Annotated in this window: 18 protein-coding genes; 6 read left to right on the top strand and 12 right to left on the bottom strand. The window is 57.0% G+C overall.

What is annotated here, in order from left to right:
- Positions 1-45: 45 nt before the first annotated feature.
- The 6 genes from K6L24_RS18495 to idnD all read right to left on the bottom strand — a co-directional run bounded on the left by K6L24_RS18495 (position 46) and on the right by idnD (position 6,991).
- Positions 46-1,536, bottom strand: coding sequence for a SulP family inorganic anion transporter (locus K6L24_RS18495; RefSeq protein WP_118664772.1), 1,491 nt, complete (start codon positions 1,534-1,536; stop codon positions 46-48).
- Positions 1,533-2,156: a carbonic anhydrase gene (locus tag K6L24_RS18500; RefSeq protein WP_062745496.1), complete on the bottom strand. Its 624-nt coding sequence runs from the start codon at positions 2,154-2,156 to the stop codon at positions 1,533-1,535. The genes K6L24_RS18495 and K6L24_RS18500 overlap by 4 nt, the downstream gene beginning before the upstream one ends.
- A 493-nt stretch (positions 2,157-2,649) precedes the next feature.
- Complete coding sequence (idnR, locus tag K6L24_RS18505; RefSeq protein WP_062745498.1) at positions 2,650-3,645, bottom strand: DNA-binding transcriptional regulator IdnR; 996 nt, start codon at positions 3,643-3,645, stop codon at positions 2,650-2,652.
- A 63-nt stretch (positions 3,646-3,708) separates the two neighbouring features.
- Complete coding sequence (locus tag K6L24_RS18510; RefSeq protein ID WP_062745501.1) at positions 3,709-5,028, bottom strand: gluconate:H+ symporter; 1,320 nt, start codon at positions 5,026-5,028, stop codon at positions 3,709-3,711.
- Positions 5,029-5,185: 157 nt separating this feature from the next.
- Positions 5,186-5,950 carry a gluconate 5-dehydrogenase gene (idnO, locus tag K6L24_RS18515; RefSeq protein ID WP_062745504.1) on the bottom strand — a complete coding sequence of 255 codons (765 nt, stop codon included), beginning with the start codon at positions 5,948-5,950 and terminating at the stop codon, positions 5,186-5,188.
- 9 nt (positions 5,951-5,959) lie between these two features.
- Positions 5,960-6,991 (bottom strand): L-idonate 5-dehydrogenase, encoded by a 1,032-nt coding sequence (idnD, locus tag K6L24_RS18520; protein ID WP_222681715.1) that lies wholly within the window; start codon positions 6,989-6,991, stop codon positions 5,960-5,962.
- Positions 6,992-7,232: 241 nt separating this feature from the next.
- Here idnD and K6L24_RS18525 point away from each other — a divergent pair, with 241 nt between their 5' ends.
- Positions 7,233-9,230, top strand: coding sequence for an oxidoreductase (locus K6L24_RS18525; RefSeq protein ID WP_222681716.1), 1,998 nt, complete (start codon positions 7,233-7,235; stop codon positions 9,228-9,230).
- A gap of 4 nt (positions 9,231-9,234) precedes the next feature.
- Here the strand turns inward: K6L24_RS18525 and K6L24_RS18530 are convergent, their stop codons facing one another.
- A complete protein-coding gene (locus tag K6L24_RS18530) occupies positions 9,235-9,762 on the bottom strand; it encodes a YagU family protein (RefSeq protein WP_062745511.1) in 528 nt (175 codons plus the stop codon).
- Positions 9,763-9,936: 174 nt separating this feature from the next.
- Here K6L24_RS18530 and K6L24_RS18535 point away from each other — a divergent pair, with 174 nt between their 5' ends.
- On the top strand, positions 9,937-10,650 hold the full coding sequence (locus K6L24_RS18535; RefSeq protein ID WP_222681717.1) for a purine nucleoside phosphorylase YfiH/LACC1 family protein: 714 nt from the start codon (positions 9,937-9,939) through the stop codon (positions 10,648-10,650).
- Between the two features lie 75 nt (positions 10,651-10,725).
- Here K6L24_RS18535 and rlmG read toward each other — a convergent pair whose 3' ends face one another.
- A complete protein-coding gene (gene rlmG / locus K6L24_RS18540; protein WP_062745516.1) occupies positions 10,726-11,853 on the bottom strand; it encodes a 23S rRNA (guanine(1835)-N(2))-methyltransferase RlmG in 1,128 nt (375 codons plus the stop codon).
- An 82-nt stretch (positions 11,854-11,935) separates the two neighbouring features.
- Here rlmG and K6L24_RS18545 point away from each other — a divergent pair, with 82 nt between their 5' ends.
- Positions 11,936-12,439, top strand: a complete 504-nt coding sequence (locus K6L24_RS18545) for a M48 metallopeptidase family protein (RefSeq protein ID WP_062745518.1) — start codon at positions 11,936-11,938, stop codon at positions 12,437-12,439.
- Positions 12,440-12,460: 21 nt separating this feature from the next.
- Here K6L24_RS18545 and K6L24_RS18550 read toward each other — a convergent pair whose 3' ends face one another.
- From K6L24_RS18550 to K6L24_RS18565, 4 genes are all read right to left on the bottom strand, one after another.
- The gene (locus K6L24_RS18550) at positions 12,461-13,705 is read right to left on the bottom strand and encodes a hypothetical protein (protein WP_137269151.1); all 1,245 of its coding nucleotides are present in this window, start codon (positions 13,703-13,705) and stop codon (positions 12,461-12,463) included.
- Positions 13,620-14,555, bottom strand: a complete 936-nt coding sequence (locus K6L24_RS18555; RefSeq protein WP_222681718.1) for a TPM domain-containing protein — start codon at positions 14,553-14,555, stop codon at positions 13,620-13,622. The genes K6L24_RS18550 and K6L24_RS18555 overlap by 86 nt, the downstream gene beginning before the upstream one ends.
- Before the next feature lie 9 nt (positions 14,556-14,564).
- A complete protein-coding gene (locus K6L24_RS18560) occupies positions 14,565-15,179 on the bottom strand; it encodes a LemA family protein (RefSeq protein WP_062745780.1) in 615 nt (204 codons plus the stop codon).
- Positions 15,180-15,250: 71 nt separating this feature from the next.
- Complete coding sequence (locus K6L24_RS18565) at positions 15,251-16,951, bottom strand: chloride channel protein (RefSeq protein ID WP_062745525.1); 1,701 nt, start codon at positions 16,949-16,951, stop codon at positions 15,251-15,253.
- A 133-nt stretch (positions 16,952-17,084) separates the two neighbouring features.
- On the opposite strand from K6L24_RS18565, the gene K6L24_RS18570 reads away from it, so the two are divergent.
- From K6L24_RS18570 to sstT, 3 genes are all read left to right on the top strand, one after another.
- Positions 17,085-18,071, top strand: a complete 987-nt coding sequence (locus tag K6L24_RS18570) for a Gfo/Idh/MocA family protein (protein ID WP_062745527.1) — start codon at positions 17,085-17,087, stop codon at positions 18,069-18,071.
- Positions 18,072-18,446: 375 nt separating this feature from the next.
- On the top strand, positions 18,447-19,409 hold the full coding sequence (locus K6L24_RS18575) for a TerC family protein (RefSeq protein WP_062745529.1): 963 nt from the start codon (positions 18,447-18,449) through the stop codon (positions 19,407-19,409).
- A gap of 233 nt (positions 19,410-19,642) precedes the next feature.
- A complete protein-coding gene (gene sstT / locus K6L24_RS18580; RefSeq protein WP_118664784.1) occupies positions 19,643-20,881 on the top strand; it encodes a serine/threonine transporter SstT in 1,239 nt (412 codons plus the stop codon).
- Positions 20,882-20,941: the final 60 nt, after the last annotated feature.

Genomic DNA, 20,941 nt, shown 5'->3' on the forward strand with positions numbered 1-20,941 from the left:
TAACGATAAAGTACAAGGCCACGTCCTGTGGCCTGACGAACGGCGTTATCCCTGTGTCAGTGTCCCCTGCCATGGCCACTGATTGAGCTGAATTCCCCGTTTTTTCGCGCCTTCACCAAAATCATGCAGCAACGCTTTGACGTCCGGGTCGATATATTCTGCGCTATCGTGATCCACAATCACCACGCTGTTCTCCGGGATCTCCGCCAGCAGCCCCTTCAGGCGCGGATTGTGCATAAAGGTCAGGTTCTGCTGGAAGCGCAGAACATAATGGTCATCGTAGCGCGTCAGCAGCATGGCATTACGGTGGCTTTTATAGATGCTGAACAGGATCTGCGTCGCCAGGCCGATACCAATTCCCGCCAGCATACCGAACATCAGAATACCGCCAATCGTGGCAAGGAACGGCACCGACTGCGGCGCGCCCTGCCGGATCTGCGAGACAAACAGTCCCGGCGTGGCCAGCTTGTAGCCGGTATACAACAGAACGGCGGCAAGGCTCGCCAGCGGGATAGCATTCAGCACCCCGCTAAACCACAGGCCACACACCAGCAGCAGCGCGCCATGAAGCAGGATCGACAGCTTGCTCTGCGCGCCCGCGCTGACGTTGACCGAACTGCGCACGATCACCGCAGTAATGGGCAGGCCACCGAGAAAACCGGACAAGGCATTACCGATCCCCTGGGCGCGCATCTCTTTATCCGGTGACGGGGCCGGATGCTGCGGGCGCAGCTTTTTTAGCGCTTCCTGACTGAGCAGGGTTTCCAGGCTGGCCACAATCGCCAGCGTGGCGGCAATCAGATAAACCGCTGGGTTCTGCCATGCCTGCCAGTCCGGCCGCTCCAGCTCGCTGGTCAGAGCCGCAACGCTGTCAAAGGTGGGCAGAGAGATTCGCGGCAGACCGGACGCGAGGTCGGGGAAAAAGCGCCCCCCCAGCACCGTGGCCAGGCAGCCCAGCAACACCGCCATCAGCGGGCCCGGCATCCAGCCCAGCCAGCGGTTATTTTTGACGGTTTTAGTGGTCCACAGCCAGAGTACCAGCAGCCCGGCAGACGCCACGGCGATCGCGGGCAGAGAGATATTCAGCGACCCGCCGTTCAGCAGTGAGGTCAAATCGCTTTCACCTGCCGCCCCAAGGGCAACCGGGATTTGCTGAATGATCAGCAGGATGCCGATCGCGGCCAGCATCCCCTTGATCACACTGCCCGGTACCAGGGTAATAAAACGTCCGGCACGCAGCGCCCCCATCAGGAACTGCAACACACCGGCTATCATCAGCGCCAGCAGCAGGGCTGAAAAGGATCCCAGCGTCTCGATAGCCCCGGTAACAATCGTGACCAGCCCGGCAGCCGGGCCGCTGACCGCAAATTTTGACGGGCTGAAGGTGGTGACCACCAGCCCCCCTATCACCCCGGTCAGCAGGCCGACAAACGGCGGCAGCCCGCTGGCCTGAGCAATCCCCAGGCATAAAGGGAGCGCCACCAGAAACACCACCAGCCCGGCGGGAATATCCTGACGTAAGGTCTTCATATTCATACGATCCCCTCTTCTGTCTGCTGGACAAGCTCTTTCAGATGCCCGCTGTGCAGATCGTACACGCAGCCAAACACCTCCAGCGCCACACCTTCACGCCAGGCCTTCAGCACCGGGTCGGTTTTCACCAGCTGGCTGAACTGCGCCAGCACATTCGCTTCCACCAGGCGATTGAGGTGCGCGCCCGGTTCCTCATCGCCCGCCTGCGTTGCCAGGGCGGGTGACAGGGCATTTCTCAGTTGGGTGATACGCCGTGCCAGCGGAGAGTTTTCATCCCCCAGGGGGATGTCCGGCAGGGTCAGCGCCGCCTGCACGCCCCCACAGCCGTAATGCCCACAAAGCACAATGCTGGAAACCTTCAAATATTCAAGGGCATACTGCAATACGCTCATAAAGTTATCGTCATGACTCACGACCATATTGGCGATATTACGATGTACAAAGAGCTCCCCGGGGTGCGCACCGGTCAGCACCTCCGCCGGGACGCGGCTGTCAGAACACCCGATCCATAAAGCATGGGGCTGCTGCCCGTCCACATTTTGCCGGAAATAGTGCGGATTACGTTGGCGTCGCTGTAAGGCCCAACTGCGGTTTTTCGCTAACAGGGGTTTTAGGGTCGTCAAAATAGAATCTCTCTTCCGGGAAGCTGGGAAATAAGTTCTAACATCTTAGCGAATAGAAAGTGATTAAGATTAATCTTAACTGACGATAAATAACGGAAATGTAAACTTGCTTAAAGTTACTTTATTTACACCGATTATGCAGGCATGGGGTAAATATAAGAAAAGCTTATACCCGGTCAGAATTAATATTGCATTTATTTAATATGCCATATAAATCAATGAATTAAATAATAATACCAACAAGGGAAAATAGAGGATATTTTAGATGAGGATGTTTTTTAAATACTCTCATCTCTTTAATTAACTAATAAAAGCAAAATACTTTTTTCTTCCACGTCGGGTTGAATTCGTATCTTATTGCTCAGGCTGAATTTATTATTTAGTTACCCGGGTTATCAATTATTGTCAGTAAATGCGCCATAATTTAAGCGCATTTACATTTTACAGTCTGCCAGGAAAGACCCGTCGCGGCGGGGATCCTGCTTTGCCCGCGTCAGATTGTCTCCCCCATAAAGATCTGATAGCTCAGATCGATAGAGTCTGCCGAGAAGCGGCTGTCACCGATCTTTTTCAGCAGCAGTTCAGCGGCGGTATAACCGATAGCGTAACGAGGCGTGATCACGCTGGCCATGGTCGGGTACATCTCGCGGCTGATATCCAGTCCGTGGAAACCGGCAATCGCGATGCGGCCCGGTACGGCAATGCCGTGGCGCTGGCAGTGCAGCAGGGCGCCCAGCGACAGATCGTCGTTGGTGCAGAACACGGCATCCAGATCGGGAAACTGTTCCAGCGCGCTGGCCAGCATCGCGGCCCCCAGTTTCTGTGAGGAGATCGCTTTCGGGTTAACCCGGTTACCCACGCCGCCGCGTTCCTCCATCGCCTGACAGTAACCGCGATAGCGAAACTCATCCCGGCGGTCATCCTGGGAACCGAAGTAGATCACCCGCCTGCGCCCCTGATCGAGCAGCGTGCGCGTCATATCGTAACCGGCGCTGAAGTTGTTAAACCCCACCTGCATGTCCAGGCAGGAGCCCTGGGTATCCATCACTTCAACAATCGGGATCTGCGCCGCCCGCAGGTACTTTACCGCGCGCAGGGTGTGATCTTTTTCACTGAGGATAATGCCGTCAATGTTGTACGACAGCAGATTAATGATCTGCTCCTCTTCGGTCTGTTTGTCGTAGTTGTAGTTGGCAATCAGCGTCTGGTAGCGCCCCTCCTGGGTCGCCGCTTCGATACCGCTGAGAAGGTCAGCAAAGATCTGATTTTTAAACGAGGGGATCAGCACGCCGAGGGTATAGCTCTTCGAACTGAGGAGCATCTCCGGCGCACGGTTAGGAATGTAGTTAATTTCTTCGATAATCTGCGCGATCTTCGCCCCGGTTTCCGGTGATACCCGGTCAGGCGTGCGCAGGTAACGGCTGACCGTCATTTTCGTCACGCCAGCCAGCGTGGCGATGTCCTGTAGCGATATGCGGTGCGATCTCATGCGTTTCCAGCGTTCAAAAGAAAAAAGGGCCAGGCACCTGCCTGACCCTGTGTCGCCGCCAGGTTAATGGATGATGGCGTTTAGAATCAGCACACCGGCCAGGCCGAGGAAGGAGATCAGCGTTTCCATCACCGTCCAGGTTTTCAGCGTCTCAATCACGCTCAGGTTGAAATAGCCTTTAAACAGCCAGAAGCCCGGGTCATTAACGTGTGAAGCAATGACGCTACCGGAACCCACGGCCAGCACCATCAGCGCCGGGTCGGCGTGGGTAATGGCAATAATGGGCGTAACGATACCGGCGGTGGTAATAGCCGCCACGGTGGCAGAACCCAGCGCAATACGCAGCATTGCCGCTACCGTCCAGCACATCAGCAACGGAGAGAGCGATGAACCCTTCATCATGTTAGCAATGTAGTCACCCACGCCGCTGTCCACCAGCACCTGCTTAAAGGCACCGCCGCCCGCAATAATAAAGACGATCATGGCGATAGCCGCAATGGATGAACTGCACATCTCCATCACTTCTTCCATTTTACGCCCGTTGCGCAGACCCAGCGTAAACACCGCAATCACCACTGAGATAAACAGCGCGACCGCCGGATTCCCCACAAATTCGAAGAACTGGCGCAGCACGTTCTCTTTCGGCGTGGTCAGCTCAAATACTGCCGCCACGGCCATCAGGATCACCGGGATCACGGCAGCAAAGATGCTGGTCCAGAACCCTGGCATTTCGTGATCTTCAAAGATTTTCGGGTTATACAGGCCTTCCGGCGGCGACTTCTCGAAGCCTTTGAGGAATTTGGAGAAGATCGGCCCGGCGATAATCACGGTAGGAATGGTGATGATCATGCCATAGAGCAGCGTGGTGCCGAGATTTGCGCCAAAGATGGTGGCAATGGCCGTAGGCCCCGGATGCGGCGGCAGGAAGCAGTGCGTCACGGACAGCGCGGCAACCATCGGCAGCCCCACGTACAGCATCGGCATGCCCGAGGCGGCGACCACGGTAAACACCAGCGGCAGCAGCAGCACAAAGCCGATTTCGTAGAACATCGCCAGCCCGACGATCAGGCCGGTGACCATCAGCGCCCACTGCACGCGCTGTTTGCCGAAGGAGGCAATCAGCGTGGTGGCGACGCGCTGCGCGGCCCCGGTATCTGACACCAGCTTACCCAGCATCGCCCCGAAGCCGAGGATCAGCGCCAGGCTGCCGAGCGTACCGCCGACCCCTTTCTGAATGGAGGCGATCACCGCCAGCGGTGTCATCCCCTCTGCCACACCAACCACGGCAGAGACAAATATCAGCGCAATAAAGCCGTTGACCTTGAAGACGATCATCAGCACCAGCAGCAGGATTACGCCAATAGCTATTATTGTAATGGGCATAAAGCACTTCCTTTAAAAGTAGAGGTACAGTTCTGATAAGCGTGCTTATCCGGAAGGTTTCAGGTTGCAACAGGGCGGCGACTCAGCAGCGCCCTGGAGCGTAACCAGGTCGCGCGCAGAAGCCGACACCGCTGCCACCTGAAAGATAAAGGATAAACTACACCGCGACGCGCATCCCACCATCGACAAAAAGTAGGTGCCCGTTCACAAAATCAGACGCTTTCGAGGCGAGGAACACCGCCGCGCCGATCAACTCCTCCGGGTTACCCCAGCGTGCGGCAGGCGTACGTTTGCATAACCAGGCAGTGAAGGCTTCATCGTCGGCCAGCGCCTGGGTCATCTCGGTTTTGAAGTAACCCGGGGCAATACCGTTAACCTGAATGTTGTGGCGCGCCAGCTCAACGCACATACCGCGCGTCAGCATGGTGACGGCCCCTTTCGATGCGGCATAGGGGGTAATCGTGTCACGCCCCAGTTCGCTCTGCATGGAGCCGATATTGATAATTTTGCCTTTCTGGCGCGTTACCATCTTTCGGGCAACGGCCTGGGAGACCAGGAATACGGCCGTCTGATTGACCGCGATCACGTCGTTCCAGTCCTGCTCCGGGAACTCGAGAAACGGGCGACGGCGCTGAATACCGGCGTTGTTGACCAGAACATCAATCGGGCCAATCTCAGCCTCAATTTTCTCGACTGCCGCATTCACTTCGGCGGACTGCGTCACATTAAACGCTACTGCGTGGGCCCTGAATCCCTGCTGACGCAGGTCGTCGGCAGCCTTATCGGCCCCCTGCTGGGTGGTGGCGTTAATAATCACCTCCGCCCCGGCTTCAGCCAGTCCTCTGGCCATCAGGAAACCAATACCGCGGCCGGAACCGGTGATCAGCACACGTTTATTATCGAGCGAAAAAAGCGTTGTCATGGTCATCCTTTAAAAAGTCAGCTGCACTTTGGCAGCCCGGCTCTTGTCACCGGCAAACTGCAGTGCCGCATCAATATTCTGGTAGTCATATTCGCCGCTGAACAGCGGCAGCGGGTTAACGGTGCCGTTACCCAGCCACTCCACCGCCGTGTTGAATTCGGTGGTAAAGCGGAACGAGCCCACCAGACTGATCTCTTTAGCGATCAGCATCATGATCGGGAAGGCTGGTACGTCACCGCCCATGCCCACCTGCACCAGGGTGCCTTTCGCCCGCGTGACTTCCAGGCAGCGCGTCAGTGAGGAGGGATGGCCCGAGGCTTCAAACGCCACGTCAAAGTAGCCTTTGTCTGCCAGGTACGGGGTGAAGTCCCCGCTGGCGGCATGAACAGTGGCGGTTGCCCCCATCGCAACAGCCATTTCCAGCGAGCGCTCGCTGACGTCGGCACAAACCACTTCTGCCGCCCCTTTGGCCCTTGCGGCGGCGGCAATCAGGCATCCGATCGGGCCCACGCCAGAGATAAAGACCTTTTTGCCGTGCAATTCGCCACCCTGATTGGCGGCGTGGATGCAGACCGCCAGCGGCTCGGCAAACACCATCACTTTATCGTCTGCGGCATTGTCGTAAGGGATGCACTGGCTGCTGTCGACGACTTTGAACTGGGTGAAGCCACCGTCCACGTGCGGGTAGTACATTGCACTGCCGAAGAAGCGCATGGTGGTGCACTGGTTATCTTCACCGGCCAGGCAGTATTTACAGCTGCCGCAGGGTTTTGACGGATTGACCGCCACTTTCTGGCCCTCGTGCAGCGCCGGATTGTCGCTTTTTACCACCTGCCCAATCACTTCGTGACCGAGGATCATCGGCATTTTTACGGCAAAACTGCCGACTTTACCGTGCTGATAGTAGTGCAGGTCGGAGCCGCAGATGCCGCCACGGGTGATGCGAACCAGCGTGCCTTCGCCCAGGTAATTCACCTGCTGGCTGATAACTTCAACCTGCTCTTTGCCGTTGATCATGCAGGATTGTGTGAGGGTGCTCATGGTCGTCTCCAGTACGTATCGGGTCATGGCGCCTATCAAATCGATGTTTAACTTGTAATTCTGTGAATCAGATCACCAAAATTCATGTTACTAAATCAATGTTACGCATAACGTGAAGCACGTTGCCCTTTCTCTGCGAGATATTCAGTGGCATTCATCACAAAGCGATTAACTGCACTTTCATCGCGGTCATTTGACCGCTACAGTGAAACTCATCCGACCACTTCAGGAATCACTGACGATGAGCGTGTCACTGTTCTCCCCGCTGGACCTGGGATTCACCCAGCTTAAAAACCGTTTTCTGATGGGATCGATGCATACCGGGCTGGAAGAACATCCGGATGGCCCGGCGCGGCTTGCCGCCTTCTATGCAGAGCGCGCCCGCGCCGGGGTGGCGCTGATTGTGACTGGCGGTATTGCGCCTTCGCCAGAGGGCGTGGTCAGCGCCGGAGCATCGGTGCTGAATGATGAGGCACAGCTCCCTCATCATCGGCAGGTGACGGATGCGGTACACGAGGCGGGGGGTAAAATTGCCCTGCAAATCCTGCACGCCGGGCGCTACAGCTATCAGTCCGCGCTGGTCGCCCCTTCCGCTCTCCAGGCCCCGATTAACCCCTTTACCCCACGGGCGTTAAGCCATGATGAGATTCTGCAACTGATTGCCAGTTACGCGCGCTGTGCGCGCCTGGCGCAGCAGGCAGGCTATGATGGCGTGGAGATTATGGCGTCGGAAGGCTATCTGATTAATCAGTTTCTGGTGGCGCACACCAACCAGCGTGACGATGAGTGGGGAGGCGATGAGCCCCGCCGCCAGCGGTTTGCACTGGATATTCTCAGGGCGGTGCGGGCCGCCGTTGGCGCGGAGTTTATTATTATCTTCCGTCTGTCGATGCTCGATCTGGTGGAACAAGGCAGCACGCTTGAGCAGACCGTCCGGCTGGCGCAGGCGGTTGAGCAGGCGGGGGCAACGCTGATTAACACCGGTATCGGCTGGCATGAGACGCGTATTCCTACCATCGCCACCGCCGTACCGCGTGCGGCCTTCGCCTGGGTCACGCAGGCGCTCCGGCAGCACGTCACGATCCCGCTGATCGCCACTAACCGAATTAACCATCCTGACGTCGCCCAGCGCGTACTGGATGAAGGCTGCGCCGATATGGTGTCCATGGCCCGCCCCTTTCTGGCCGACGCTGAATTTGTGCTGAAAGCCCGTGAGGGGCGCAGCGATGAGATCAACACCTGCATCGCCTGCAATCAGGCCTGCCTCGATCAGATCTTCGTGGGTAAGCTCACCTCCTGTCTGGTGAATCCCCGCGCCTGCCATGAAACGCTGATGGTCATGACGCCTGCCGTGCAGAGCAAATCGCTGGCGGTGGTCGGGGCCGGCCCTGCCGGGCTGGCGTTTGCGGTCAACGCCGCACAGCGTGGCCACCGGGTGACGCTGTTTGATGCACTGCCGGAAACCGGCGGCCAGTTCACTATCGCCCGGCAGATCCCCGGTAAAGAAGAGTTCAGTGAAACGCTGCGCTACTTCCGCCGTCAGCTTGCGCTGCACCGGGTGACGCTGCGGCTGAATCATCGCGCAACACCGGATGATGTCGCCGCATTTGATGAGGTGATACTGGCTACCGGCATCGTGCCGCGTGTGCCGCCCATACCGGGTATCGACCACCCTTCCGTGCTGAGTTATCTCGATGTCATTCGCGACCGGAAACCCGTCGGGCAGCGTGTGGCGATTATTGGCGCGGGCGGCATCGGTTTTGATACGGCTGAATATCTGGTGGCGGGCGGGCAGGATATCAGTGCATTCTGCCGGGAATGGGGCATTGACCGCACGCTCTCCCAGCCTGGCGGGCTGTTACCGCCGGAAAGACCGCATGCCGCACGGCAGGTGTGGTTGCTCCAGCGCAAGCCGGGTAAACCCGGTGCCGGGCTGGCGAAAACCACCGGATGGATCCACCGCGCCAGCCTGCAGATGCACGGCGTGCAGATGTGGGGCAGCGTAGAATATCTGCGGATTGACGATGAGGGGCTGCATATCCTGCGCGACGGCGAACCGCAGACACTGCGCGTGGATAACGTGGTGATCTGCGCCGGTCAGGAGCCGGAGCGATCCCTGGCCGACGCGCTGGCCGCCCGGGGGATCGTGGCCCACATTATCGGCGGTGCCGACGTGGCGAAAGAGCTGGATGCCCGTCGCGCCATTAAACAGGGGACGCTGCTGGCGCTGGCGATTTAAGGCATTATCCTGTGACTGCCCCGCTGGTTTGCACGCAGCGGCGGCGCAGTTCACGACGGAAAATCTCTATCGTCCACATCCACAGGATATGCCCGAAGGTTTCGGAAAAAATCTCTTCCACCGGCAAGTGCCAGATCGGGGGCGCCCATCCCCCCACGGGCAGCACCACACCGTGGAAAACGACGGTGATAGCCAGCGCAAAGCCCACGCCCTGCCACAGCGTTATTTTTGGGAAAATCTCTGCCAGCCAGCAGTAGATCATGGCAAAAAAGAGGGAAAACAGGTGATGCACACCCGCCACACCCCAGTTTACGAGGTGGCCGGAATAGTGATAAACCATATTATTCACAGTAAAGCCAAAGTCACTGAGCATCTCAGCCGGAGGAATGGCCCGGTCAGGGGTTCGCGGCGGGAAGGGATTTTCGGTTCCCCATTTTACAAAGCTGGCGACATTCCCCCCCATAAAACCGGCGAAAAGTGCTGCAGCAACGTGACGTGGTGGTGCAGGATGGCTAACGGCCAGGGTGTTCATAGGATGTCCTTCCATTGACAGTGATTTAATCCAATCGTCCCCAAAGGATACCCTGTTTCCCGTCCCCGGTTCACAGCAGGAATGGCGAAAAATGCGCACTGAATAAAACATTAAAAATGTCGCATCGCACCTGTAGTATCACTGCAACGCCTCCGAGATAAAAAGGAACCTACGATGCCGCACTCCTGTCATTCTGCCCTGCTCTCCAGCCTGAGCTGGCTTGACTACGCGTTTATGTCCGCAGGCGAACGCCCCCCTGAAGCAACGCTGTATAACCAGCAGCGCCACAGTGCCCGCGTCATTTCCGATGTGGAGGCCCGGCCGGTGAAAAGTCAGGAAGCCGACGGTTTGATAGGTACCGGCAGCACGCCCGTGGCGATCTACACCGCTGACTGCCTGCCGGTGCTGATTGCCGATACGCGTCAGCGACAGGTGGCAGCGGTACATGGGGGATTAAAAGGCATACTGAGCGGGGTGATGGGTAACGCCATCGCGCAGCTGTGTGAACGCGGAGCCACGCCGGACAGCCTGTTTATTGCCATCGGCCCGGCTATCGGCCCCTGCTGCTATGAGCTCGGTCAGGATGTGATTGCCCGGGCGCAGCAGGATGACCCGCATCACCTGGCAGAGCTGATGTCATGGTCTTCCACTCCCTTCCCTAACCCGGCGGCCGTGCGCCCACAGGCGCGGGGAACCACCGATGGCGTCTGGTTTGACCTGCCACTGCTGGCAAAACGTATTGCGCTACGCGCCGGGGTGCCGGAAAACCAGATTGAGCTGTCGCAGGTGTGTACCTACTGTATGGCTGAGGATCAGGCGAGTTACCGCCGTAACAGCCACGTCCAGCAGGGCTATCAGCAGCGCTTTTCGTGGATTGCGAAGCGATAACGCCAGGAACGAGGCGTGTCTTGCCCCCGGGAACCGTACCCGGGCCGATCGCTGCGCCGACCGGCCCGGCGCGGGTTACGGCATTTTTACCGAACGTAACACCACAAACTTCTGATTGCTCGCCACGGTGGTGCAGTTGCCAAACAGCTTCTTCATCTTGTGGTAGTTGTCGAGGTGACGGTTACCGACAATACGCAGTTCGCCGCCATCCTGCAGGCAGCGGCGCGCATCGCGCAGCATCTGCCAGGCAATATGGTCGGTCACCGCGCTCTGCTGGTGGAAGGGCGGATTGCACAGCACTGCGTGCAGACGGTCTGACGGGTAACCTGCCAGCGAATTATTGACGTGGAACGTACTGCGTTCCCTGTCCTGTGGGCAGTTCACTTCTATATTCATCCGGCTGGATGCCACTGCCATATATGACTCATCGACAAAATGGACCTGCGACAGCGGGTTCTGCTGCAGCGCCATCAGGCCAATCACGCCATTGCCACAGCCCAGGTCGACAATCTCACCTTCCAGATCGGAGGGCAGATGCTGTAAGAAGAAGCGCGCCCCCACATCCAGCCCGCCACGCGAAAAGACGTTAGCATGGTTGTGGATCTGGTACGGGGTGCCGTCCAGCTGCCAGCGGGCAATCACGTCGTCCGCTTTCAGCTCGGGCGCGCTGAAGGTGCAGTAAATCAGGCGGGCTTTTTTACGCGCCAGCGAGGTGGTGGTGGCCCCCAGAATTTTTTCAAACAGCTGCAGCGTGGAGGTATGGATATCTTTCGCTTTTCCGGCGGCCACAATCTGGGTGGCCGGGGTCACGACGTCGCGCAGTGCCCGCAGCTGATATTCCAGCAGCGCGAGGGTTTTTGGCACCTTAATCAGAACGCGGGCCGGGGCGGCGGGTAACGGGCTCAGGCTGTCGAGCAGCTGCACGTCCCCTTCATCCAGATGGTTCAGCGCCAGGTTCTGGCGCGTCGCCTGCTGGTTCAGCCAGGAGTCACTGATGCTGTATACGCCCTCACCGGCCAGCGCACAGGCCAGCGCACCGAAGGTGTCGTTAAAGATCAGCGTTGCGCCGCTGACCGGGGCATCGCCCAGATGCTGCAACAGATATTCGTCGGCCGCATCCCAGGCCTGCAACGGGCTTTCTTCGCGCATTTGGGGAAAACGATGCAGCGTCAGCATGCGGTTGCTTAGTTCGAGTTGGCTCATGGGATCACCTTAGTGGTAAAATTCCCGCGTTTTATCCCCTAAAACGGGCGCACAGTAAACGTTTTTCTTCACCGGAGTCAGTATGTCGTCGCTTATTTATCTGCAAGGTTACCCCGAATCGCTGCTGTCACAGGTGCGCACGCTGATTGAACAGCAGCGTCTGACGGAGGTGATCAATAAGCGTTATCCCTCCTCCCACAGCATTACCAGCGACAAAGCGCTGTATGACTACGCGCTGGATTTAAAAAATCAGTCGCTGCGCAACGCACCGCCGCTGAACAAAGTTCTCTACGACAGCAAGATTAAGGTGATGAAGCATGCGCTGGGATTACATACGGCCATTTCACGCGTGCAGGGCGGCAAGCTGAAGGCAAAAGCGGAGATCCGCGTGGCGACCATTTTTAAAAATGCCCCGGAAGCCTTTCTGCGGATGATCGTGGTACATGAGCTGGCGCATATTAAAGAAAAAGATCACAACAAGGCCTTTTATCAGCTCTGCTGCCATATGGAACCACAGTACCACCAGTTGGAGTTTGATACGCGCCTGTGGCTGACGGCACAGGCGCTGGAAGGACGTGAGGGATAATCGGCTGTACCGGCTGTCGCGTTAGCGGCTTTGCAGCGCTTTCACTTCGTTTTTGCTGAAAGGGATACAGTCCTGCGCCGCCGCAGCCAGCGCCTTGTTCAGTTGCTGATCGTACGCTCTGTCACCCGGCCTGAATGTCATACTGTTCACGTAAGCGTTAAGCACCTTAACCGGGCATATCAACCTGATATCACCAAACGAATACATCGTTACCCCATGAATAACATATCGCTCCTGGTTCTGTAGCGGGGTCAGCTTCCAGAGCACCTTATCAAGCAGTTCTGCAGGGTAGTCCTTATCCTGCACCAGATAAACATGGGGATGAAAGTCCGCTATGCCTGACAGTTTCATGGTGCCATTAATAATCAGTACCGGTATTGAGGTAATGATCCATGACATAAAAAACAGCCCTGCCAGCGCAGCGGAAATCACCTTCACTATTCTGACAGATAAACCTTCTGTTGATTTCCCTCTGAGATAAACCGTCACCGGAAGAAGAGAAAAGAGAATGACGACAAGGGAGGTCAGCGTGGCATACATCATCACTTTGAGGTCGCCCGCATGTTCAGGAGGGTGCAATTTCCCGAAAATCAGGCTTAAAGGATATGCATACATAAATGAAATTAAAAACAAGGAAACGGGAATAAAAAAGTAGAACTTCCTGTAATACTCTTTTTTGATCCTTTTATTTTTGAACTGCAATACCTCAGAAACGGCTTTGCGGTTAAAGAAATAGGCAATAATAAGTGTTATTAGCAACGCGCCACTGCCAGCCATCGTAAAGACCAGCCAGCCAGGGTATTTTTTAGCATCAACAAACCATACCGCAACGAAAAAAACCGTTATCGCCAGCAGGTAAATTATCAGTGACAGCCTGATTAAATTATCTTTAATTGTCTGGTAATTATAAAAAATCGTATTCTCTTTTTTTATAATAAGCGAAACCAACAATGAAGGAATATAAAAAACCAGACAGATCATCGCGACACTGCCGGCCAGGAACAGGGCGACAACAATAAATAAATCCTTGAAGCTGATGGACTCGAGAAACACATCAAGCCGGCCCATACGGCCCAGATAAAACCACAGCGTCCCCAGAGCCATAAACGCGCTGATAAAGGTGGGGGTCAACACAGACATCAAAGACCGTTTTATCATTGTCAGGCTCCCTGTCCCGTCTTTACCATTTGCCCGATGCGCCACCGCCACCGCTGCGGCCGCCGCCGCCGCTAAATCCGCCGCTGCTGCTGTCTGAATCATCGTCACGCGAAGGACCATCGTCGTCGCGGTCGTCAGAACGATCGCGACTCCAACCGCCCCCCCCGGTTAGCGTCCCGATCAGCGAGGAAATCAGCATCTGCATCATCAGGCTACCGCCAAACAGCAGGCCGAGATTATCACCGCTGACGCCCGCGATGCCGTCGTTTAGCAGCGTATTGACCAGGGAAACGCCGGTGACTATGGCGCTGACCAGCAGCCCCCTGAGCAGGGAATTACGACGCAGGAAGAAGAAAGGCAGAACAATCATGCCCAGCAGCCAGAGGCCAATGCTGCCCGCAGAGAGCGAAATGGCGTCATCGGATGATGACGGCAGCGGCGCAGCGACCGGGCGCGGCGCGACGGCCGGCGCATCCCCCTCTACCGGCACGCCAAGCTGGCGGGAGATAGCCTGAACGCCGGCCAACAGCCCCTGACCATAGTCCCCCTCCCTGAAGCGCGGAATAATGCTGCCATTAATCACCTGGCTGGCCTGCACGTCGGTAAAATCACCCTCCAGCCCGTAACCGACCTCAATTCGCACGGTGCGATCGGTCTTTGCCATGACCAGCAGCAGGCCGTCATCGCGGGCCTTATCACCCAGTTTCCAGGCGTCAAACACCCGGGTAGCGTACTGCTCAATGCTGTCATCCCCGGTGGTATCCACCGCCAGTACCGCCAGCTGATGGCCGGTTTTTTTTTCCAGGGTGACAATCTGGCGATTTATCTGCTCCACCTCTCGGGGACTCAGTACCCGCGCATCATCCGTCACGCGCTGCTGTAACGTCGGTACAGCGACCGTTGCGGCCATACTGGTGAAGGGCAGACAGAACAGCAGGATCAGGGTGAGATATCGCATGGCTGTCCCTTAATTTGCGCTGGCAGGCTTTGAGAAATCGACCTGAGGTGCCGTTGAGATCTGCTTTACATTCTCCGGCTGGAAGTTCTCTTTACGCTGATAGCCCATCACTCTGGCGGTCAGCGAACCGGGAAACTGGCGGATCAGCAGGTTGTAGTCCTGTACCGCGCGCACATAGCGCTGACGCGCCACGGTAATCCGGTTTTCAGTGCCTTCCAGCTGCACCATCAGCGTGCTGAACATTTTGTCGGCTTTCAAATCAGGGTAGCGTTCACTGATCACCAGCAGGCGGGACATGGCACTGCTCAGTTCCGACTGTGACTGCTGGAACGCCTGCATCGCCTGCGCATTGTCAGGGGCATTCTGCACCTGCGTCAGGCTGCCGATTTTAGCGCGGGCATCCGCAATGCTTTTAAAAACTTCGGCTTCATGGCTGGCGCTCGCCTTTGCGGTCGAGACCAGGTTGGGGATCAGATCGGCCCGGCGCTGGTACTGGTTCAGCACCTCGGACCATTCAGCAGAGACGGCTTCGTCGCGCTGTTGGATCTGGTTATAGTCGCAGCCGGAAAGCCAGAACATTACCGGCAGCAGCAGCAGCCAGCGAAAACGCGCAGAGAATGACATTATTTCGTCCTTAAAATGAAAATAGTGGCAGGAGGGCATCATACACATCTCTCCTGATATCGCTGTTTCGTTTATATAAAATCTTTTGCCTGCTGAATCAAACTGGTTTTTGTCAGCGCCCCGAGATATTTCCGCTCCAGCGGATTATTCAGCACCGGCAGACGTTCCAGCGTGACCCGGGCAAAGGCGTCCCAGCCCTCTTTTATTGTCTGATTTTCATAGATGGTCGGGAAGTTTGCATCCATGACACAGCTGACGGGCGAGGTCAGCGTGATCTCTTTATCCAGCACCTTGTGCGAGATATCGTGGATTGACACCGCGCCAAGAAATTCGCCCTGCTCACCAATGACATAAACAAAACGTTCGCGTTTCAGCGTGCTGACCGCCAGCGCTTTGCCGACGGAGTCCTGCGGGGTGAGTGCAGCCCCGGAGACAATAAACTGGGAGATGATGCCGTTATCAAAATCAAATTTGGCATCAGAGCGGCTGAAATGGCTGCTCATCATGGAATAGGCGCTGCGGACATGCAGACGATACACGGTCATTGAGGCCAGCACGCTGGCGATCATCGCCGGAAACAGCAGGCTGCTGTTGAGCGTCATCTCCAGCACCATCAGCATCGCCATTAAGGGAGCCTGGCTGACCGAGGCGAGGACCGCGCCCATGCCGACGGCAGCAAACACTTCGGCATTTCCCACCGGCATTCCGGCGGCTGCGGCCAGCAGGGCCACCATTTCCCCCATCAGCGCGCCGATCAGCAACGCCGGGGTAAACAGCCCCCCCACCGCGCTGGAGCCCACGGAAATGGCCGTTGCCAGCATTTTCAGCAGCAGCAGCGCCAGCAGCACGGGCAGAAGAAAATCGCCCGCCATAATGCGCACAATCACTTCGTAGCCGTTACCCAAGATCTGGGTACTGCCAATGGCCAGCGTGCCCACCAGCAGCCCCCCCAGCCCGAGGCGTAACGGCAGGTTGTTGATGCGGGTAAAGCAGCGCTTACTCTGCCCGATCAGCCAGAGCATTGCCCAGCCCAGCAGCCCTGCCAGCAGGCCGATGCCGACGGTCAGCGCAATGCTACCGGGCGTCAGGTCAAACTGGCTGTGGGAAAAGGGGTACATGGCGGAGCGGTGGCCGAGCGACCACATGGTCAGCACCGCCACCCCGGAGGAGATGATCAGCGGGATCAGCCGCTGCATCGCTGAGATGCCAAAGGCAATTTCCGCAACAAAAATCGCGGAGGCCAGCGGCGCATGATACACCGACGAGAGCCCCGCCGCCGCCGCCATGGCCACCACGTCGCTGTTTTTCAGCGGTAGCGACCGGAACCACCAGCGCCCCATCAGGCTGCCGGCCAGCGCCGACAGTTGCACCATCGGCCCCTCACGGCCGATAGACGCCCCGCTGCTGATACTCGCCAGCGATGACAGGCTGCGGAACAGCGAGGTACGGGCAGGCACCGCGTCCAGCTGTGCGTTGATCACCTCCAGATAGTCGGTACGCACCGTCTGTTTTTGTTCAATGGCCGTGGCATAGCGCAGCAGAAAACCCGCTATCAACCCGCCGCCGCCGACAATCAGCGGCCAGATATACCAGGGGTAAACCTGCATTGCCCGGGTAATATCGGTCTGGCCACGAAACAGCAGGCTATCGATCAGGTTAATCGCTTCACGAAAGCCCAGCGTCACCAGGGAAGCCACCAGCCCGACCGGGATCGCCACCAGAATACTGGTCCAGTTAAGTGCATGTTTACTCTGCGGGCTGCGAACGCTCATCGGGTTCCCTCGGGATGATTTTCTGTATGGTGCGAGAGGTGAGCTGAAAAATCAAATCACGCCTTTTAGTCATTGCCTGGCTGCACACAGATGGTAATCTGCTTTTTCGTTCACTCAGCCGCACAGGAACACTATGATTCGCTTTGCCGTCGTTGGAACCAACTGGATCACTCGTCAGTTTATCGATGCTGCCCATGAAACCGGAAAAATGAAGCTGACCGCCGTTTATTCACGCTCACTGGCGCAGGCAGAGACCTTCGCCAGCGACTATCCGGTCGAGCGGCTGTTTGACTCGCTGGAGGAGATGGCGGCATCGGATGCCCTCGATGCGGTGTATATCGCCAGCCCCAACGCGCTGCACTGCCCGCAGGCCCTGCTGTTCCTGCGCCATCGTAAACATGTAATCTGTGAGAAGCCGCTGGCCTCCAACCTGCGTGAAGTCGACGCGATGATCGCCTGTGCCGCCGAACATCAGGTGGTGCTGTTTGAAGCGTTTAAAACCGCCAGCCTGCCCAATTTCCTCGCACTGCAACAGGCGCTGCCAAAAGTGGGCCGGCTGCGTAAAGCCTTTATTAACTACTGCCAGTACTCTTCCCGCTATCAGCGTTACCTTGACGGGGAAAACCCCAACACGTTCAACCCCGCCTGGTCCAACGGCTCCATTATGGATATTGGCTACTACTGCCTGGGGACAGCGGTGAGCCTGTGGGGTGAACCGCACAGCATCGTCGCCAGCGCCAGCCTGCTGGACAGCGGCGTTGACGGTCACGGTACGGCGATCCTTAACTATGGCGATTTCGATGTCACGCTGCAGCACTCCAAAATCAGCCAGTCGACCCTGCCGAGTGAAATCCAGGGTGAAGACGGCTCGCTGGTGGTGGAGCAGGTTTCCGAATGTCAGCGTCTCAGCTTTGTCCCGCGCGGTGCTAAGGCGCAGGATCTGACGCAGCCGCAGCATATCAACACCATGCTGTACGAGGCAGAGGTGTTCGCCCGGTTGGTGGAAAATAATCAGGTCGATCACCCCGGGCTGTCGACCTCACGGATCACCGCAAAAGTGCTGACCGAAATCCGCCGTCAGACCGGCGTGGTGTTCCCAGCTGACGCAGCTGCTGTGTAAATATTTCTAAATATTACTGAAGAAGATTGACCTGCCGCAGCGGGCCGCCTATCTTTTGCCTCAGCAAAGGGGAGTAACTTCTTCGTCAGTTAATCGTCAATACGACATCCACATGATGTCCGGTTACTGAGCAACCTTATCCTGGTTGTAAGTGAGACCTTGCCGGGAGGCGAGGTTTGCTTACAGCATCAATAATATTGTGGCTGATGCCTTCCGATATACCCTACAGACGTCAGGTCGCAGACAGGCGGCAACTTAACAGTTCTCCACCCGCTTACATCAGTAAGTGACCGGGGTTCGTGAAGTCAGCCAACGTATCTGCAGCATGAAAGATGACGGGTAATTGGCCATTTTTTATTTTGCACGGGATGATATATGAACACTGTCGGCACACCGTTACTCTGGGGCAGCTTCGCTGTCGTCGTCGTGATAATGCTGGCGATTGACCTGCTGTTGCAGGGCCGTCGCGGCTCGCACACCATGACCATGAAACAGGCCGCTGCCTGGTCGCTGGTCTGGGTGACGCTCTCTCTGTTATTTAATGCTGCCTTCTGGTGGTACCTCAACGACACCGTCGGGCGCGAAGTGGCGGACACTCAGGCGCTGGCGTTCCTCACCGGTTATCTGATTGAAAAAGCGCTGGCCGTCGACAACGTGTTTGTCTGGCTGATGCTGTTCAGCTATTTTGCCGTACCGGCCGCGCTGCAGCGCCGGGTGCTGATTTACGGCGTGCTGGGTGCGATCGTCCTGCGTACCATCATGATCTTTGCCGGAAGCTGGCTGGTGACTCAGTTTAGCTGGCTGCTGTACATCTTCGGCGCCTTCCTGCTGTTCACCGGGATTAAAATGGCCCTGGCGAAGGAAGATGACAGCGCTATTGGCGACAAGCCGCTGGTACGCTGGCTGCGCAGCCGTATGCGTATGACCGACAAAATCGAAGGCGAGAAGTTCTTTGTGCGTAAAAACGGCGTGCTGTTTGCGACGCCGCTGCTGCTGGTGCTGATTATGGTGGAACTGAGCGACGTGATTTTCGCCGTTGACAGTATTCCGGCCATCTTTGCCGTGACCACCGATCCGTTTATCGTGCTGACCTCCAATCTGTTCGCCATCCTCGGCCTGCGTGCGATGTACTTCCTGCTGGCGAACGTGGCGGAGCGCTTCTCGATGCTGAAGTATGGCCTGTCGGTGATCCTGGTGTTTATCGGCGTGAAGATGTTAATCGTCGACTTCTTCCATATTCCGATTGCCATCTCGCTGGGCGTGGTGGGCGGTATTCTGGCCCTGACACTGATTATCAACGCGGTGGTCAATTACCGTAACGACCGTAAGGTATCCTGACGAGACGGGAGCGACTGGAAAAAGGTCGCCCCCACCGGGTAGGATCGCCAGGGGGCGATCATTTTTTCGATTGCCCCTGGCACATGACAACCACAATAACGGGTCTTCCCCTACAGATAACCCTGATATCCCTGTGCGGCCCCTCATTTTTCCCTTTCCCTGCCAGATGATTTCCTTATACTGCCCCACGCAAACACACTCCAATACATCGATAACGATAGCGATTTTAAACTATGCGTACTGAAAAAAGTGGCCACGGGCTGATTCGTCGCCTGATGCAGGGTAGCCTGGTAACACAAATCATGATCGGTCTGGTGGCAGGTATTGCCCTGGCCTGGTTTTCGAAAAGTAATGCGCTGGCGGTGGGCCTGCTCGGTGAGCTGTTTGTCAGCGCGCTGAAAGCGGTAGCGCCGCTGCTGGTGCTGGTGCTGGTGATCGCCTCGATTGCTAACCATCAGCAGGGACAGAAAACCAATATTCGCCCCATTATTATGCTTTATCTGCTCAGTACCTTCTGCGCGGCGATTGTCGCCGTGGTGGGCAGCCATCTGCTGCCGCAGAATCTGACATTAAAGGCGGCCAGCACTGAGATTGTGCCGCCGTCGGGGATCCTGGAGGTGCTGCGTGGCCTGCTGATGAGCATGGTGACCAACCCGGTTGAAGCCGTGATGAAAGCCAACTACATCGGTATTCTGGTCTGGGCGATTGGCCTGGGCTTTGCCTTCCGCCATAGCAGCGACAGCACCCGTACCTTCCTGAATGATGCCTCCGATGCCGTCACCCGCCTGGTGCGGATTGTGATCCGCTTCGCGCCGATCGGGATTTTTGGCCTGGTCGGGTCGATTCTGGCTTCTACCGGCTTTGATGCGCTGTGGGACTATGCCAGCCTGCTGGTGCTGCTGATTGGCTGTATGCTGCTGATGGCGCTGGTGTTTAACCCGCTGCTGGTGTGGTGGCAGATCCGCCGTAACCCGTATCCGCTGGTCTTCACCTGCCTGCGCGAAAGTGGCGTGACCGCCTTCTTTACCCGTAGCTCTGCCGCCAATATTCCGGTCAATATGGCACTGGCGAAAAAACTCGGTCTGAATGAGGATACTTATTCGGTCTCGATCCCGATTGGTGCCAATATCAGCATGGCGGGAGCGTCGATTACCATCACCGTGCTGACGCTGGCGGCCGTTAATACGCTGGGCATCCACGTTGACGTGCCGACCGCCATTCTGCTGAGTCTGGTCGCCTCGATTTGTGCCTGCGGGGCCTCGGGTGTGGCTGGCGGTTCCCTGCTGCTGATCCCGGTAGCCTGCAACATGTTCGGTATTCCGAATGAGGTCGCGATGCAGGTGGTGGCCGTGGGCTTTATCATCGGCGTATTACAGGATTCAGCGGAAACCGCACTGAACTCGTCGGCGGACATCCTGTTTACCGCTGCGGCCTGCATGGCCGACGATCGCCGCGCCGCAAAGAACGCGTAAATCGCAGCGGGCTGACCAAATGACCTGGTCAGCCCCTGCCCCCCGCTCACCCGCTACCGG

The organism is Erwinia persicina (assembly GCF_019844095.1).
GTDB classification, from domain to species: domain Bacteria; phylum Pseudomonadota; class Gammaproteobacteria; order Enterobacterales; family Enterobacteriaceae; genus Erwinia; species Erwinia persicina.